This window comes from Methylocaldum sp. 14B (assembly GCF_002005105.1).
In the GTDB taxonomy this organism is placed as follows: Bacteria; Pseudomonadota; Gammaproteobacteria; order Methylococcales; family Methylococcaceae; genus Methylocaldum.
This window is the reverse complement of record NZ_MSCV01000046.1, coordinates 1-16,980: the sequence shown is the minus strand read 5'-3', so window position 1 is coordinate 16,980 and position 16,980 is coordinate 1. Positions and strand designations below refer to the sequence as shown.

The following is a 16,980-nucleotide window of genomic DNA, read 5'->3' as shown; positions in this document are numbered from 1 at the left end:
CCACATGGCTTTACAGGCCATGTGGACGCGCTTCGGCTTTATTCAGGGACAATCGAGAGCGCCACACTGGCTACGACATCGCCGTGCAGCTGCACGGTGATCTCGTAATCGCCCGCTTGGCGGATAGGGCCCGACGGTAAGCGTACTTCGTGTTTCTGAATGCTCACGCCGGCGGCCGTCACTGCTTCGGCGATATCTTTTGTGCCGACGGAGCCATATAGCCGTCCTTCTTCGCCCGCTTTCTGAGCGATCTTTACGGCTAGTTTACCAATAGCCTCGGCTCGAGCTTGAGCCGCAGCCAAGTCCGCAGCGGCTTTCTTCTCGAGCTCGGCACGTCTTTTCTCGAACTCAGCCAATTTTTCGGCAGTAGCCGCGACCGCCTTGCCCTGTGGAATCAAATAATTCCGGCCATAACCGGGTCTGACGGCAACTTTGTCGCCGAGATTCCCTAGACCCGCAATCTTTTCTAAAAGAATAATTTCCATCGTCGAATGCCTCGATAGTTTTTAGCGTTCTAATAATGACAGCAATAGTTCAGCTCAGCTTGGCGATAGCCTTTCTCGCCAATCAAACCAAAGGTCGCTCAACCCGACTAATGCGATTGGCACGATAATATAAGGAATGAATAACAGCGCTACATAAGTTCCGACTAGCCAAGCTTTCCACGATTTGCTGCGGGATACCAATGCGTGAAGCACCGAAAAGCCAACCAACAGAAATAGCGCGAAAAGCGGAAGGCTCAAATTCAAAGCGAGCTCCGCCATTCCTCCATTCGCCGTAACAGCGACTATCAGCGCCCCTATCCCGGAATAGGGAAATGCCGCGTGCATACGGAGTTCTATGAATTCTGAACGGAATCCGCCCGGATTAAAAAGCGCTGATTGCCACCATCGGGCGATCAATAAACCCAGCATCAGGCTAATCACCAGGCTAGCGGACACGATCCCGGTCATGTAACGTGCGGCCACCGCCGAGAAGTCGTTCCAGAGCTGATCCGCATCCAAGTCCGGAGAAGCGCCATCCATCAACGGTTTGAAAAACCGTTCCAAACCTTCCATCCAAATGGACGAAGGATCCGGATGAAGCCAATAGACCGCGGTCACCATGAGAATGCCCATGATCGACACAAATCCCAAAGCGGTCGATAGCTTGCCCGATTCTCGGAGAATCGCTGCTGTTAGCCACATCGGAACCCAAAGGAGAAGCCCGTAACCAACCGCATCGGCCATGCTGCCGATAAGAGCCCCGCCTAGAGCACCCAAAACCACGATGGATGCCGCCATTATAAGGCCACCCTCGTATACGCCTTTTCGCAGTGTGGGGAGGCCTACGGCTGCCGCAGCTAATAGGCTAAGAAACGGAACGACCCAAGATACGAGAGCCAGGGTGCAGGGCGCAAATACGGCTTGCACCCTTCCTCTCATGATAAAAGCGGCCAACGTGCGCATAATCAGGCCGCGCTTCCGCCGGAACTAAACTCACTTATTTGTGGGCGTCGGTATACGGCAACAGCGCCAAAAAACGAGCCCGCTTGATAGCAGTGGCGAGTTGCCTTTGGTATTTTCCCTTTGTTCCCGTAATCCGACTCGGGACGATTTTGCCTGTCTCCGAGATATATTCCCTCAGTACGTCGAGATCTTTGTAATCGATCTCTTTAACGCCCTCGGCGGTAAATCTGCAATATTTCTTACGCTTGAATTGGCGAACCATAGAAGACCTATTTCTTGATTAAGGTTGTCGTACGCGACCTGAAACTGGCTTGCAGCCTCAGGTATCCGATGAAGCCTCGGCTTCGTCGCCACCCTCTTCGTCGGCGTTCGCGGCGACTTCTTCGCCTCGTTCCGCTTCGGGTTCGGACTGGCCGGCTTTTGCCATCGGCGAGGGTTCGGTTACCGGCTCGTCACGACGAACCGTCAAGCTGCGCAAAACGGCATCATTAAAGCGGAACCCGCTCTCCAGTTCATCAAGGGTCTGCTGGTCGCATTCGATGTTCATCAACACATAGTGTGCTTTATGAACCTTATTGATGGGATAGGCCAATTGGCGACGCCCCCAGTCTTCCAGGCGATGGATTTTTCCATCACTGGACTCGATCATGGTGCGATAACGATCCAGCATGGCGGGGACTTGCGCGCTTTGGTCCGGATGAACCATAAAAACGATCTCATAATGTCGCATGTATGCTCCTTATGGGTTAAACAGCCTTCCGCACACGACGGTAAGGCAAGGAGTGGCGGCCTTTTGAGCTGCCAACCAGAATCAGCGATTGTAATGCGATCGCCGTGAGCTTACAAGTCAATGAATTGCTGTGAGAGAGAACGATAGCCGTGAATATACTTTGAATCGATCGGCATCGCGGATCGGATTCTCGACATTTTTCTGAGCCGAGCCGACGTCCCCACAACCGACACTCGGCCTTCTTTGTTGCGTAACGGCAAAGGCACAATAAGATTCATGCGTATAAGTTGAGTAAGCCGTTAACCGCCGTGCCTCGATCTGAGTCTGTGGGGCCATTTTCCTCTTGAGTCGAAACATGCTCCGAAAAAGGCTGGCTCCGATCGCCAAAACTTGACTGTTGATTGAAATCGAAGGGCTGCCCTCTTTCATCGGACAATCCCGACGGAGCCGTTACATTGATGTCGGCCAGCGCAATCTCCTGAGCGCCGAGCATTTCGCGTAGCTTGGGTACAGCGGCCTCGATGGCCTCCCGAACTGAAGCGTGATGGGTCGCGAAATGGACCGTCGCTTGGTCTTGATCGATCTGGATACGGATTTCCAGAGGTCCTAAGTGTGCAGGATTGAGCCTGATTTCGGCCGTCTGCAGGCCTTTATCGGTCATCCATAGGATGCGTTCTCCCAGTCCTTCCTGCCATCCAGCTTGATTCAAAGGCTTATCCAATGCCGGTATCGAATCGTTGGCAACAACCGTGGTGAGCTGAGATGCCGAAGGAACCGCTTGTAACGGAAAACCGGTCTCGATCGAGTTTTGGACTCCCTCGGCGGGAACGGCGGTCGGCGGTGACATGTACTTGTCGAACTGCGAAAAGAGACTTTCACCGGCTCCACGCTTGGTCGAATCCTGACCGTCCGATTCAGCGGCAAGCAATTGCGCCAGGAGCGCATCCGGCTCTTCGACTCCAGATGACGCCATTCCGGATAAGCCCTTTTCTGCAGGCGTCAACCCCTTTTCTTCGCCTTGGGATTGATAGAAGAATTGCTCGCCGCGCAGCCCTACGCCAAGGTTGTCGTGCGAACGGGATTCACCATGATCGGCTAACTCGCTGGTGCGGAGCTCTTGGCTTGTTTGAATGAGTTCGTCCTGCGAGGTGAATGCTTCTGCACTCTCAGAACCTAAAGATTCCGCCTGTTGAGAGGACGTCAACGGAATCCCATGGGCGGCGAGTGCCGCCAACAGCGAATCGGCCGCACGGTTTTCGTTTTCAGACTCCAGATCCTCATCGAGCGGCACGGACTTAGGCAACGAACTGCCTTCCGCCGGCAAGCCGTTGCCGCCGGGCACTTCAGCACCCGAATAGTCTTGGAACTGCCGATCGGAAAATGCTTCGAGATTGGATACATACTGGAGAAGCTCCTGCAGCGGATCCGCGCCTGTTTCGTTCGTTTCCGCGGCGGCGATTTCAGGACTTTCTCCGGTCCCATTGGATCCCGTGTTCCCCTTCATCGCTTCAAATTGCCTGACCAGCGCCGCGAGAAAGGCGGCCGGATCCGCTTTGCTTTCCGGCGAGGTATTGCCGACAAGCTGGACCAATTCAAGAATGGAAGTCGGCGCGGCCGACACTGAAGTAATAGAAGTATTGATGTTCATGTCATAAATTCCGAGTTCGCATGACCATGGTCAGCAAATCGAATGCCAGAATGCTGAATCGAAATCATATGAATACGGTCAAGGTGCCGCCGCTTGAGCGGCGGCCCGCTCTCTCATCCTGCTCCGCTTGCTGTTTCTTTTCCTCCATGCGCGTCTCTTCCCTAAGCGAATGCTCGAAAACTTTCTTGATGCCCAGACTTCGCTTGCGCGCCGCTTCCCATTCGGCTTGGCGATTCTGAAGCTCTGCTTGCGCCGCATGAACGGCCTTTTCTTGGTCGGCGATTGCGGTATTGATCTTGGCCAGAAACATCCGGTACTCGATCAACTGACGAGTTCCGAGGCCCGCGTTTCCGGATCGTCGAAACTGGGCTGAATAATTGTCGCGGAACGTCATGAGACTATCGAGATTTCGCCGCGCGGATTCCACCTTTTTTTGGCTTTCCCCCAAAATTTGAGCCATTTGTTTCTCCCGTGATTCGGCGAGCTCCAAAACCGGGCTCAAGCGCTTCGATCGTTTCATACCTTAGTCCCGTTCTCTGAAGTTGTGAGGCATGCCGGATGTCGTTACGCGGATGCGCCCAATAATTTTTCCAAATCGTCGAGGCTTCTTTCGAAGCCGACCGCCTCGTGCAGATCCTGTTGCAGAAAACTCATGATGCCTGGATTCATGGCGATGGCTTCATCGATACGCGGATCGGATCCCTTGTGATAGGCCCCCACGGTGATCAGATCGCGATTTTGTTGATAGAGGGAGTATAGGCGTTTTAGACGCCTGGCAAGTTGCATATGCCGATCATCGGCAATGTCCGTCATCACGCGGCTGATCGAGGCTTCGATATCGATGGCAGGATAATGCCCGGAGTCAGCCAAGGCACGCGACAGCACGATATGGCCGTCCAGTATTCCGCGCGCCGCGTCGGCGATGGGGTCGTTGGCATCGTCGCCTTCGGCGAGCACGGTATAGAAGGCAGTGATCGACCCTTCCCCTTCGTTCCCGTTTCCCGCCCGCTCCACGAGTTGCGGCAGTTTTGCGAATACCGAGGGAGGATAGCCCTTGGTGGCGGGCGGCTCGTCGATCGCCAGAGCGATCTCGCGTTGCGCCTGCGCAAAGCGGGTCAGCGAATCCATCAAGAGCAGGACATCGAGACCTCGATTGCGAAAAAACTCGGCTATGCTCGTGGCCAACAAAGCGCCGTGCATGCGCATCAAAGGCGGGTAATCCGCCGGGGTTGCGATTACGACGGCCTTGGCGCGTCCTTCTTCGCCCAGAATTTTCTGCACGAACTCGTTAACCTCTCTGCCCCGCTCGCCGATCAGGCCCACCACCACTACATCGGCATTCGTGTATTTGGTCATCATGCCGAGCAGATTGCTCTTGCCAACGCCCGTTCCCGCAAACAATCCGAGCCGCTGTCCACGGCCGACAGTGAGCAAGGCGTTGATTGCGCGGACCCCGACATCCAAGGGCTCGCGGATCGGCTTCCGCGCCAGCGGATTGATCGCGCTCCCGGTCAGCGGCATCGAGCAATCGCTCTGCACAGGCCCCTTGCCGTCCAATGGCTTGCCGGCCCCGTCCAACACCCGTCCGAGCAAACCGAAGCCCACTCGCACGGAAGAGGTTTTGGTCAGCGGTATGACCCGGCAGTCCGGCTCCAAACCCTGGATATCGCCGGTCGGCATCAAATAAATCCGCTCTCCTGCGAAACCGACAACTTCCGCTTCCACGCCGTTTCCATGCGCTGTCTTGACCAGGCAACGAGCTCCGACGGCCGCTCGGCAGCCGACTGCCTCAAGGGTGAGGCCGACCATACGGCTCAGCTTGCCTTCCACCAGCAATTCCGGCGGCTCGTTGAGACGCGCGCGGTAACTGGCCAGTTTCGCGGCCCACAATTCCTTGAGTCTAGGTGCCGGAGCGAGATTGGTCATGACCGATCCTCGTCCCGTTCGCCGCCGAATAAACGTGCGATTGTCGATGCGAGGCGTTTTTCGACTGTGGCGTCGATGTAAGACGTGTCGGTCGTTACCCGGCAGCCGCCGCGGGTCAAGAGCGGATCTTCGACGACCTTCCAGCGTGGCCCCAATTCGTCCAGCGCGAGTGTAGACCGAATCAGCTCCGCATCGTCCGGATGCAAGTGAAGCGCTATTTTCCGCGCACTGGAAGGAAGGATTGCCATGGCTTCGCGCACCACGGCAATGATTTCGCCGGGCTCGGTTTTCAGCTCTCGCCGAATGAGCTGCTTCGCGACAGCAATCGCCAACGCGACCAGTTCCTGCTCGACGCGATCGCCCACTTCGGCCAGCGGTTCGCTCAAGCAGTCGATCAATTCCTGTAAGCGCTGGGCCAAAGACGCTGCGTTTACGCGTCCTTCGTCGTATCCCTGGCGGTAACCTTCTTCGCGACCGTCCCGATAGCCTTGCTCCGAACCCTCTTTGAATCCAGCGGCGCGGGCTTCCTCATAAGCTTGCTTCTGCATCGCTTCGATTTCTTCCGCCGTGGGCATCGCCGGATAGTCCGTTTCCTCCTCGACCACGACCACGGGACATTCCTCTTCGGGTTCGCCCATGACCGGCAGCTTCCACGGTTCGAGTGAAGCGAGCTCCTCTGCGGAGAAGCCTTTAAATGAGCTCATCGCTACCGCCTAACGAGAGTTCGCCGGCCTCCGCCATGCGCCTTGCAATGGCTAGAATATCCTTTTGTGCGGCCTCCACCTCGCTTAAGCGGGCCGGGGGCGCGGCCTCCAAATCGTCGCGCAACATCTCTGCCGCCCGGCGCGACATGTTGCTGAAAATCTTTTCTTTCAGCGCGTCATCGGCGCCGCGCAGCGCGAGCAATAACGAATCCGTCGACACTTCGCGAAGCAAGGTCTGGATGCCCCGATCATCGATATCGACCAGATCGTCGAATACGAACATCTTGTCCTGGATCTTTTGGCTGAGGTCCGGATTGACTTCGCTGATCTGCTCCATGATCGAGGCTTCGACGGTGCTCTCGATAAAATTGAGAATATTGGCCGCGGTTTCGATGCCGCCGAGTGTCGACGATTTGACATTCGCATTCCCGCTCAGCTGTCTTTCCATGATGTCGTCAAGCTCGCGAAGGGCCGCCGGCTGTACGCCGGTGAGCGTAGCCACGCGCATGATGAGGTCCGGCCGCGCCCGTTCAGGGAGATAGCCGAGGGTTTCCGCGGCTTGGTCGCTGTCCAATAGAGACAAGATGATCGCGATGATTTGCGGGTGTTCGAGCCGGATCAGATCGGCGATGGCGCGTGGGTCCATCCATTTGAGTTGTTCCAGGCCCTTGCTGTTGCGGCCCAACAGGATACGGTCACAAACGCTGCTGGCCTTGTCGGCTCCCAAGGCCTGGGTAAGGAGATTGCGGATATATTCTTCCGAATTCACGCCCAGGGCGGTCTGGTTGCGGATATCGTCCACGAATTTCCCGAGGACGTCTTCCACCATTGGCATGGTGATGTTGCGAAGCTCAGCCATGGCCGCACCGATTTGCTGAACCTCTTTCGGCGACATGTGCTTGAGCACTTCCGCCGCCCTATCCTGCCCGACCGTCAGAAAGAACAGCGCGGCCCTCTGCGGCCCGTCCAATCTGCTCGACTCTGCTTCAGCCATTCACGTTCATCCAGTTCTTGATGACCTGCGCGACGCGCTTTGGATCCTGATCCACTGCCCTCTGCGCGAAAACCACGCGCTTTTCATGACTTTCGGGCGCTTCCAGCATCAACAGCTCTTCGTCCTCGTTCTCCTTTGAGATTTCGCGTGGCTCGCGGGCATCGACGATCGCGCCATCTTTAGTAGCCGAATCCGCTATGTCATTCGCATCGGCGCCGGACGATTCGCCTCGTCCCACTAGGCCTTTCACCGCCGGACGAAGGACGCCGAAGACCAGCACGAGCACGATTAGCGCTGCTCCCGCTTGCTTGACGATCGACCAAAACCAATCCTGCTCCCAAACCGGCGCAACCGGCAAAGTTTCGATCTCGCTGCGGAAGGCCGCGTTGGTTACGGTAACCCGGTCTCCGCGCGCGGCATCGTACCCTACGGCCTCCTTCACCAGATTGGCGAAACGAGTCAGATCTTCCTCGCTGTAGGGTTGGAGAGTCACCCCATTATCGCCTTGTGGAACGTGCTGATAGTCGACTACCACCGCGGCGGTGATGCGGCGGATGACACCCGCCCCTAGACGGGAGTGACTGATGGTCTTGTCCAGTTCGTAATTTCGGGTAGCGCTTTTGACGGTGCTGAGAGGAGGCTCCGAAGGGTTTTGCCCGGGTTGCGCTGCGCCAGTTGTTTCAGGCGCGATACCGGCAGGCGGCGGCTGATTCGACAGGGCTCCTGGCACGCCCTGCACTGCCGAGCCTTTGTTTTGTTCCTCGTTGGTCTGTTCGCTGCGCAAGGCGGGCAGGTCCGGGTTGTAGACTTCCTGAGTGCGCTCGGTGACGGTGAAATCGATATCAGCGGTGACCTGGGTGCGAAGCCCATCCCTGCCGACCACCGGGCTCAAGATGTTTTCGATACGCTCGATGAGATGCTCCTCGACCTGCTTTTTGTAGTCGAATTGCTTGGCGTTCGGATATAGGTCATTGCCGTTGTCCTTGGCATTGAGCAGATGCCCCCGCTGATCGACGACCGTAACTTGTCCGGGTTCCAACTGCGGCACGCTGGACGCCACCAGATGGACGATAGCCTCCACTTGTCCCGGCTCCAGGCCGCGTCCCGAATGCAATTCGACCATAACGGAAGCACTGGGTTTTTTAGCTTGCCGCACGAATACCGATTCTTTCGGCAAGGCCAGATGAACGCGGGCCGATTTGACATTCCGAATGGTGGTGATCGAACGGGCAATCTCTCCCTCCAAAGCGCGTTGATACCGCGCGCCCTCAACCATTTGGCTAGCGCCAAAACCCGACTGTTTTTCCAACAGTTCGAAGCCGGTACCGCTTTCCTTGGGCAACCCCATCCCGGCCAGTTTCAATCGCACCGCATGGACCTGATCGGCCGGAACCAATATGGCGCCGGTCGTCGGCTGGATCTGGTGTTGTATGTTGAGTTTTTGCAACGCTTCGACGATTTCTCCGCCCTCCTTTTCCTCCAAGTTGGAAAACAAGGTTGCATATTCGGTTTTGTTAGCCCACAGCAGCACGGCGATCGCCGTCGCCACCGTGAACGCGAGAGCGGCGATCAAGCCGATTTGTCGGCCGCGCGGCATCCGCATCCAGGTCCTGAGGACCGGCGACGATTTCTCGCTTTGGACGACCGCGGCTTGCCCGCCCGGCACCAGGTTTTTGCTTTCGCTTTGACTGAGTTCCATCTGGCGCTATCGTTTCCGGACTACATGGGCATGTTCATGACGTCCTTGTAAGCCTCCACAAGCTTGTTCCTGACCTGTACCATGGCCTGGAACGACAGACTGGCTTTCTGCAGCGAGATCATCACTTCCGACAGATTGGCATCGGTCGCGCCGGACTCGAACGCTTCCGCCAATTTGTTGGCTTGCTGCTGAGTTTCGTTGACCTTGTCGATCGAATCCTTGAGCAAAGTGCCAAAATCGACCGCGTTATCGGTAGGCAATGCGGTGCTGCGGGCCTGATCCCGCATGATGCGCATTTGTGTGAGAACCTTATTGATATCGAGCTCGCTCATGGTAATGCCCGTTTTTTGTCACTACGCCCATAAATGCATGATCCGCGCCAACGTTATACGGCCGCCAGATGGCCGGCTTCGCGCATCTTGGCAAGCTTGTAGCGGAGCGTCCGTTCGCTGATTCCCAGCCGCTCCGCAGTCGATTTACGGCTGCCGTTCTGCTCCTTCAGCGTATCCAGAATGATTTTTTCCTCGTGGGTCCGCAGGCCGCCCATCAGCGAGTCGGCGGCGGATGAATCGGGCTCCGGCGAAATTCCGTCGCTGCCGTAGAGATCATCCTCGAACACCAGATCTTCGGGCGCGATGCGACCGCCGGATTGGAGTATCAAGGCTCTTTGAATCGAGTTGTCCAACTCCCGCACGTTACCCGGCCATCGGTAGGCCGACAGCCGATCGGCCGCTTCCTTGCTCAGTTCAGGTAACGGTTTGCCGCTACGCCAGTGACGCCGGACAAAGGCTTCCGCCAGCGGAACAATGTCTTCCTTCCGTTCCCGTAACGGCGGGATGGTCAGCGGAAAGACGCTTAAGCGGTAATAAAGGTCTTCCCTGAAAAGCCCGCGGCTGATCCATTCTTTCGGATTCCGGTTGGTGGTCGCCAATATGCGGATATCCAGTGCGAGCGGCTTGCGTCCGCCGAGACGCTCGACTTCGCGTTCCTGGAGAACCCTGAGCAACTTCGCCTGCAGGGGCAGGTTCATCTCGGATATTTCATCGAGCAGCACGGTGCCGCCTTGAGCCATTTCGAGTTTCCCAGGCACTGTTTGGACCGCTCCGGTGTAAGCGCCTTTCTCGTAGCCGAAAAGCTCCGCCTCGAGCATGTTTTCGGGGATCGCGGCACAGTTTATGGCCACGAAAGGGCCCTCGTGCCGAAGGGAACTCTGATGGATATAGCGAGCCAGAACTTCCTTGCCGGTTCCGCTCTCACCCTGAATGAGCACCGTTGCGTCGGATTTCGCGATCCGTGCCGCCAAGCCTAGCAGCTTTTTCATCGCCGGGCTTTCCGCCACTCGTCCGTCTGTTTTCTCCGGCTTCGGCAGGATACGTCGCGATACCTGCTCGACCAAGGTTTCCGCCGCAAAGGGCTTGACCAGATAGTCGCAGGCTCCTGCCTGCATCGCTTGAACCGCATTTTCGATAGTGCCGTAGGCGGTCATGAGGAGGACCGGAACATCCGGATAGTCCGCTCTGATGCGTTCGAGCAAGCTCAGTCCGTGCAATTTAGGCATCTGCACGTCGCTGATCACCAGTCTTACCTGCGACTCTGCCAATTTGGCGAGCGCCTCCGCGCCATCCCCTGCGGCCATGGTCCGATAACCGGCGATTTCCAAAGTATCCGTCAAGGCCTCCGACAAGGAGGGGTCGTCTTCGACGATCAAAATGTCAGTTTGCTGCATCATCTCCTCCCATAAAGGCGGCACGGCCGGAAAAGTTGCCCGGCAAAGGCGTGCAGCCAGGACTTAAAGGCAGTCGAATACGAAAGGTCGTACCAAAACCCTCCGAGGATTCGCACCAGATTCGCCCGAGATGCGCTTTGACCACGTATTCGGCGATCGCCAACCCGAGTCCGGTGCCGTTGGCTCGGGTTGTGAAAAACGGCTCGAAAATCCGTGCTCTGATGTTTTCGGCTATCCCAGGACCGTTGTCCGACACGCTGATGTCCAGATATCGAGGCTCGCGCCGATCCGCCACGACCGTTACGCTGCCCTCGCCGCCCACGGCGTCCACGGCGTTGCTGACCAAGTTGATCAGTATGCCCAGGAGCGCGTCGCCGTTGCCGTGCAGATCGTCTTCGTCGGACCGGTTGGCAACCGTGAAACGTATCGGTTTGCCCTGCATCAACGGCTCACAGTTTTCCATGAGCTTGGTCATGAGCTCGCTGATCGAAAACCGCTCCTTGGCCAAGGTTCCCATCCGGGCGAAGGTCAGCATATCGTTGACCTGACGCTCCAAGTGGTGGAGCCGCTCGGTCAGCTTGGCTGCAAATTTCGAGCGGTGGGAAACGTCAAGATCGGATTTTGCGAGATGAGAGGCGTAGAGCAGCGCGGTTGCCAAAGGCGTGCGCACCTGATGGGCAAGGCTCGCCACCATTTCCCCCAGTGCCGAGAGTCGCCTTTGATGATCCGCCCACTCCTGGAGAGAGCGCATTTCCGTTACGTCCGTAAGGAGCACGATTTGCCCCGGTTCATCGCCGAGCGGGCTGAGGGTAAGGCTTATGGTTTTTCCATCGGGCAAGAGTCTTTGGTGAGGGTTTTCGACGATCGGCAAGGCATTCAGGACGTCGCGCCACATCCGTCCCAAAAGCGGTTCGCCGAGAAACAGCCCGGCAACCGGGTTGTACTCTACGATCAGACCGCGACCGTCGATCACGACCACGCCGCCCGGCAGAGTCTTCAGGAGTAATTGTAGGCGGTTGGCCAATAACTCTTTTTCGGCCAAGGTTTTCAGTCGCTCGCTTCGGGCAGCCGCGAGCTCTTCGCTGAGACGCGCGACTTGGGCTTCGAGGTCGAGGTAGGACTGGGTCAGATTCTCGGAAAGCGCATTGAATACCTGGAAGGCATCCTGCAAGCGCTGGGCATTGTCGAAAATTTGGTTGACCAAGGGAGCGCCGAGTCCGGTAAAAGTTGAACCTGACCGGCGAGAAGCAATCAAAGTGCCACTTTGTTGCCCCATAAAAACAATGGCTTGGACGGCCTCCTTTTGGAGGGACGTCAAATTACCGTCGTCTCTTCTCCCCGCAAGCCGTATTTGCGCAACTTCTCGACCAAAGTCGTGCGGCGCATTTTGAGAAGATTGGCGGCGTGGGCCACGACGCCGTTACACTCGTCCAGGGCCTGCTTGATCAACTCGCATTCCAGATTGTTCAAATGCTCGCGCAAGTCCAAACCTTCTCCCGGCAAGCGGGCAAGGACGAGTCCATCGGTAGCGGATACACTTTCGGCGTTCGGCTCGCGCCTGAGCGTGGCGTCTTCCGGTTTGACATACTGTTGGAATTTTTCCGGCAAATCTGCCGCATCGACGACGCCGTTTGGAAATAATATCGCCAGACGCTCGATCAAATTGGCCAGTTCACGTACGTTTCCTGGCCAATGGTACCGCTGCAAAACCCGAAGAGCGGCCGGCGTAAGCCGCATGTCTCCCCGCTTTTCGGCTTTGAGACGGGCGGTAAGATCCTCGACCAGAGTCGGTACGTCTTCCAGTCGCTCGCGCAGCGACGGTACATCGATCGGAAAGACATTGAGACGGTAATAAAGATCTTCCCTAAATCGGTTCCGGCCGATTTCCTCTTCCAGATTGCGGTGAGTCGCCGCGATGATGCGTACGTCGCACTGAATGGTCCTATTGCTGCCTACCCTCTCGAAGCAGCGCTCCTGCAAGACTCGCAGCAACTTTACCTGCATCGACAGGGGCATGTCCCCGATTTCATCCAAAAACAGCGTGCCGCCTTCGGCCATTTCGAAACGTCCTTGGCGGGAACTGAGCGCCCCGGTGAAAGCGCCCTTCTCGTGACCGAAAAGCTCGCTTTCCAGCAGCTCACCCGGTATGGCGCCGCAATTCACGGGTACGAACGGCTTGCTTCGGCGGGCGGAGTAATAATGTAAGTTGCGAGCGATAACCTCTTTGCCGGTGCCCGACTCGCCTAAGATCAGAACCGTTGCGTCGGACGGAGCGACTTGCTGAATGAGTTTGCGCGTGCGTTGGACGGCTGCGCTGGCGCCGGTCAAACTGCGGAACAACTCCGAAGGGCGGACGTTGACCACTTCCGGCGCTCCCCGGCTGATCTTTTCGAGGCAGGCGCTCAAAGCAGCGTGATTGGTCGGCCAGGCCAATACGGCGGAAGCTCTGTTTTCCAACCCGGCCGGCAAAGGTCTTGTCGGCGACTTATCCATTACTAGGACAAGCGGCGCTTGCCTGTAAAGCTCCACGATCCGCAAAACCACCTTTTCGATGTCGTCGTCCACGCCGACGAAGATTGCGTCGAATTCCGGTTCAGTTTCGTCTCTGAGGGTATCCAAATCGCATGCGATGACCTCACAATCAAGGAACCTAAGAATAATCCTCAGTTCGGTCAACAAGGCGCTATCGCTTTGGAGTAATAAAATTCGGCGCAAGCCCATCTAGTTTGCTCTCCAATGGCCCGACCCTGAAACGTGAGTCGACCGGTTCGGATGGTATGGTAAATATGCAACAACAAACGGCTTGAAAGTTTAGCCGTCAAAATATCGTCGTCAACAGAACGTTTTTTAGGCGAACATCGAAATGCATCAATTCAGCGAGCGGGAAATAGCGATATAAGCTATTTTTTATTTATTTGAAAAAAGCCGAGTCGCCGATTAGCGACACAAATATTAACGTGACGCGAACGAGACAAGGGAATAGCATGTATACTTTTGACAACAATCGACTTTATGTATCAAGGCGAGCTTTTTAATGGCCAAATTAACGCTCACATTCAGAGGCAAGTCACTCCAGGCCATCACGCTTAGGCCGGGCGAGATCAGCATAGGTCGCGATCCGTCCAATCTCTTGCATATCGATAGTCTGGCCGTTGCGCCCCAACACGCGATTATCGAGTCCACGCCCGAACAAAATATCATTCGCGAAGTCGATAGCGAGTTTCCTGTTTTCGTCAATGACAAAAAGATCGCCGAACATGCGCTCGGTCACGGCGACCGAATTACCGTCGGCAAACATGTGATTTTCTTCACCAAGGAAGAGATCTTCAGATCGGAGAGGCAAGCGGACGCCGAGTCGGAACCGGAAGTCTGGACAGACGCCGATGCCAAATTTTTCAATGGCAGCTTGCAGGTGTTGAACGGACGGCAGATCGGGCTGGTGATACCATTGAAGAAATCTTTGGTTCGTCTCGGAAAAGAAGGCTCCGGCGTGGTCATCATCGCCAAGCGCAAGAGCGGGTATTTTATTTCGCCTTTGGCGGACGGCACCTCGCTGACCATCAACGACAAGCCCGTAAAGGATCAGGCCGTGCTCTTGAACGACGGCGATCTCATCAAGGTCAATGAATCCCTAATGCAATTCTTTCAAGAGTAACCGCACGGAGCTGCTTAATGTCCAGCATCAGGCGTTCGGAAAAACGCCATTTTCATCGTATAGCTCATGACGCGCCCGCCACGCTATTTCATAAAGATGACAGCTTTCCCTGCAAAATCCTGGACCTTTCGCTCAAGGGCTGTCTGATCGAGCTCGATGCGGACCGACCCCTTGATCCAGACTATATCTATGAACTCCGCATCGATCTGAGCGGGACGGTTCGCATCTTGATGGGCGTTTCCTTAGCCCACCGCAGCGGAACGAAGATCGGCCTCGTGTGCCAACGTACGGACCTGGACAGCATTTCCGCGCTGAAGAGGTTGGTCGAACTCAATCTGGGCGACGAGGAACTGCTCGAGCGAGATTTACAGGCGCTGGCGTCGAGCTCGGACCATTAACCCTCTGTACTACAGCCGCAGTTGTTGGTCTAACGAGGCATGGTACTCGACTGAGGAGGCCACCATGAGGGCTTACCTGGTGAAACCGTTGGCCGACCCGGAGGCGGTGCTGATGGTGGACGAGACGGGCTCTCTGAAGAATGGCATCCACTCGGTTGGCGTGAAGCGGCAATACAGCGACACGGCCGGTCGCATCGAGAACAGCCAGACACGTCTTGGCCTAGTCAAGCTGGTGGCACCGGCATCAGTGGAGCGCCGGCAGTGCCATTACCGACGCCGCTGTCGCGGTCATCCACCATAACTGCGGCTGTAGTACTAGACGTCGGACGAAAAGTCGGCCCCGGAAAACTAAAATCGAATTGGGAACCGGACCATATCAACGCCTTCCTTGGCGTCATTTTGGCGGCTGATTGACAAAACCAGAATAAGCCGGATATGGATTTTTCGTGAGTCAGCGACTATGAAAATCTTCTTTTCAAGCCGGGGCACGCCGTACGGTCAGTTTTTTATCTGACGTCGGGTTTCGGCCGTCTAAGTAAACATCCACAAATCTGCGGCCACTAACGAAAGTCCGGCCTACTCAGATCGGCTGCGCCGCCTGCTGTTTCTGCACAATGTACAGAAGATTGCTGTACCTGGAGCTAAGGGCGCCAAAGGACAAAATGCTGCCTACTACCTTTACGGAGTGGATCAGCAGCCGAAAGACACCTTTGCCGGGTCTCATGTAGCCGTCGCCGTATTCCGCTAGGACGGTAAAGTCATTTTTCTTACAAAAGTCCCATATGCCGCGCCGTGAAACCACCGGATCGTAATGAACCGGATAGGGTTCATAGCCCGGTTTGCCAGCGTTCCGGAAACCCAGGAAAATGCGGTAATAAAGCACATGAAACCAATGCGGTGTCATGCGGGTTATAAACCCATGAACGGAATGGGGGTCTGGTATGCGAATAACGATGATTCCGCCGGGCTTGACCCATCGGCTGAGGTTGTTTAGTACCTGCTCTGCGCCCTTAATGTGCTCGAGGACATACGAGCTGTAGATCACATCATAGTGATGCTCGGGAAGTTGTACCGAGCGTAGGTCTCCTTCAACCGCTATATCGAGATCGCCGATATCGTCCTTTCTCATCTTTAGCGCGGCTGCGTCGAGGTCAACGCCGGTTAATACATATTCGACCCCGTTAAGATTCAATTGCCATCTCCGGCCACAACCCGCTTCCAGTATCTCCAGCGGCTTCGCGGAAGTCGATTGTGCCTTGATGTAGTCTACGATTACTTCGCACTCTTTTTCTCGACTCTGAATCAGGTCCATTTTGTCACTCCTAAGTAGTTGCCCGATGTGAAATCGCCTCCAAAAACCGACATTGAATCTGAACCCGGACAATATATGAGGTCTTTCGCCGCGTCAAATTCAGTGTTTAATCGGGAAATCTGAATAATCCGGATATCGGTTTTTCTCGGACTGACGGCTTTAAAATCGTCCGTTTCGAGCTGGGCTACAGGAGTGTGGTCAGGTCAGGTTTTTTTATGCTTGATTTTGATTTCGACTCCTTGCGTTTTGCCAAGCCGCGCCGCATAAAGAAATCTGAAGCGAATTGCAAAAGTCCGACCGTCCGGCTTCGGTAGTGCTTGATCGAGTGAGTCGATACCGGCCTCGGATATGGGCTGGTTTACTCTTACACTCGCAATGTCCGACATTGACAGCCTACCTCCCTGGGCGCATCGTTTCCCAAATCGGCTAGCGCTATGGCGAGCCGGCAGGAGACGGTCCGGTCTTTTCGGAAATTGCCAATCCTGCCGGAGCACCAGAACAGCGGCGAACCGCCGGTCGAGGAAACGCTGAGAGCAAGCATAGCCTGGATGAAACGAAGTAGCATCCAGGGCTTATGCCGTCTCGTTCATCGACCACTCCTCCTGGATTCCGTTTCACTCCATCCAGGCTACGTGCTGAATCGCAGATTTCGGGAACTAATGAATTCCACCCATGATCTGCTTTAAGCCGGTTCTCCTGAGAAAGCAAAGGAACTCCTCGGCTCTAGGAGCGTTCGTTAT

At 55.9% G+C, this 16,980-nt stretch carries 18 protein-coding genes; 3 read left to right on the top strand and 15 right to left on the bottom strand.

Annotated features, from left to right (window positions below):
* Window positions 1-38 precede the first annotated feature (38 nt).
* The 14 genes from rplI to B2A78_RS23780 all read right to left on the bottom strand — a co-directional run bounded on the left by rplI (window position 39) and on the right by B2A78_RS23780 (window position 13,596).
* On the bottom strand, window positions 39-485 hold the full coding sequence (gene rplI, locus B2A78_RS23845; protein WP_077732551.1) for a 50S ribosomal protein L9: 447 nt from the start codon (window positions 483-485) through the stop codon (window positions 39-41).
* 54 nt (window positions 486-539) lie between these two features.
* Window positions 540-1,283 (bottom strand): hypothetical protein, encoded by a 744-nt coding sequence (locus tag B2A78_RS23840; protein ID WP_077732550.1) that lies wholly within the window; start codon window positions 1,281-1,283, stop codon window positions 540-542.
* A gap of 199 nt (window positions 1,284-1,482) precedes the next feature.
* Complete coding sequence (gene rpsR, locus B2A78_RS23835) at window positions 1,483-1,710, bottom strand: 30S ribosomal protein S18 (RefSeq protein ID WP_077732549.1); 228 nt, start codon at window positions 1,708-1,710, stop codon at window positions 1,483-1,485.
* A gap of 57 nt (window positions 1,711-1,767) precedes the next feature.
* The gene (gene rpsF / locus B2A78_RS23830; protein WP_077732548.1) at window positions 1,768-2,178 is read right to left on the bottom strand and encodes a 30S ribosomal protein S6; all 411 of its coding nucleotides are present in this window, start codon (window positions 2,176-2,178) and stop codon (window positions 1,768-1,770) included.
* 274 nt (window positions 2,179-2,452) lie between these two features.
* Window positions 2,453-3,826 carry a flagellar hook-length control protein FliK gene (locus B2A78_RS23825; RefSeq protein ID WP_077732547.1) on the bottom strand — a complete coding sequence of 458 codons (1,374 nt, stop codon included), beginning with the start codon at window positions 3,824-3,826 and terminating at the stop codon, window positions 2,453-2,455.
* A 64-nt stretch (window positions 3,827-3,890) separates the two neighbouring features.
* Window positions 3,891-4,346 (bottom strand): flagellar export protein FliJ, encoded by a 456-nt coding sequence (gene fliJ, locus B2A78_RS23820; protein WP_077732546.1) that lies wholly within the window; start codon window positions 4,344-4,346, stop codon window positions 3,891-3,893.
* A 44-nt stretch (window positions 4,347-4,390) separates the two neighbouring features.
* Window positions 4,391-5,752 (bottom strand): flagellar protein export ATPase FliI, encoded by a 1,362-nt coding sequence (gene fliI / locus B2A78_RS23815; RefSeq protein WP_077732545.1) that lies wholly within the window; start codon window positions 5,750-5,752, stop codon window positions 4,391-4,393.
* Window positions 5,749-6,456: a flagellar assembly protein FliH gene (gene fliH / locus B2A78_RS23810; RefSeq protein ID WP_077732544.1), complete on the bottom strand. Its 708-nt coding sequence runs from the start codon at window positions 6,454-6,456 to the stop codon at window positions 5,749-5,751. The genes fliI and fliH overlap by 4 nt, the downstream gene beginning before the upstream one ends.
* Complete coding sequence (gene fliG, locus B2A78_RS23805) at window positions 6,443-7,450, bottom strand: flagellar motor switch protein FliG (RefSeq protein ID WP_077732543.1); 1,008 nt, start codon at window positions 7,448-7,450, stop codon at window positions 6,443-6,445. Before fliG ends, fliH begins: the two co-directional genes overlap by 14 nt.
* A complete protein-coding gene (gene fliF, locus B2A78_RS23800) occupies window positions 7,443-9,149 on the bottom strand; it encodes a flagellar basal-body MS-ring/collar protein FliF (protein WP_077732542.1) in 1,707 nt (568 codons plus the stop codon). Before fliF ends, fliG begins: the two co-directional genes overlap by 8 nt.
* Before the next feature lie 20 nt (window positions 9,150-9,169).
* Window positions 9,170-9,481: a flagellar hook-basal body complex protein FliE gene (gene fliE / locus B2A78_RS23795; RefSeq protein WP_077732541.1), complete on the bottom strand. Its 312-nt coding sequence runs from the start codon at window positions 9,479-9,481 to the stop codon at window positions 9,170-9,172.
* 53 nt (window positions 9,482-9,534) lie between these two features.
* Window positions 9,535-10,878 carry a sigma-54 dependent transcriptional regulator gene (locus B2A78_RS23790; protein WP_276205423.1) on the bottom strand — a complete coding sequence of 448 codons (1,344 nt, stop codon included), beginning with the start codon at window positions 10,876-10,878 and terminating at the stop codon, window positions 9,535-9,537.
* On the bottom strand, window positions 10,862-12,079 hold the full coding sequence (locus tag B2A78_RS23785; protein WP_240502653.1) for an ATP-binding protein: 1,218 nt from the start codon (window positions 12,077-12,079) through the stop codon (window positions 10,862-10,864). The genes B2A78_RS23790 and B2A78_RS23785 overlap by 17 nt, the downstream gene beginning before the upstream one ends.
* Window positions 12,080-12,189: 110 nt before the next feature.
* Window positions 12,190-13,596 carry a sigma-54 dependent transcriptional regulator gene (locus B2A78_RS23780; RefSeq protein ID WP_077732539.1) on the bottom strand — a complete coding sequence of 469 codons (1,407 nt, stop codon included), beginning with the start codon at window positions 13,594-13,596 and terminating at the stop codon, window positions 12,190-12,192.
* A gap of 313 nt (window positions 13,597-13,909) precedes the next feature.
* Between B2A78_RS23780 and B2A78_RS23775 the strand changes: the two genes are divergently transcribed.
* From B2A78_RS23775 to B2A78_RS26955, 3 genes are read left to right on the top strand one after another with little or no spacing between them, the layout of a single operon-like run.
* A complete protein-coding gene (locus B2A78_RS23775; protein ID WP_077732538.1) occupies window positions 13,910-14,530 on the top strand; it encodes an FHA domain-containing protein in 621 nt (206 codons plus the stop codon).
* Window positions 14,531-14,547: 17 nt separating this feature from the next.
* A complete protein-coding gene (locus B2A78_RS23770) occupies window positions 14,548-14,928 on the top strand; it encodes a PilZ domain-containing protein (protein ID WP_077732537.1) in 381 nt (126 codons plus the stop codon).
* A gap of 4 nt (window positions 14,929-14,932) precedes the next feature.
* Window positions 14,933-15,229: a transposase gene (locus B2A78_RS26955; RefSeq protein WP_276205424.1), complete on the top strand. Its 297-nt coding sequence runs from the start codon at window positions 14,933-14,935 to the stop codon at window positions 15,227-15,229.
* Window positions 15,230-15,508: 279 nt separating this feature from the next.
* On the opposite strand, the gene B2A78_RS23760 is transcribed toward B2A78_RS26955, so the two are convergent.
* The gene (locus B2A78_RS23760) at window positions 15,509-16,240 is read right to left on the bottom strand and encodes a class I SAM-dependent methyltransferase (RefSeq protein ID WP_077732536.1); all 732 of its coding nucleotides are present in this window, start codon (window positions 16,238-16,240) and stop codon (window positions 15,509-15,511) included.
* Window positions 16,241-16,980 lie beyond the last annotated feature (740 nt).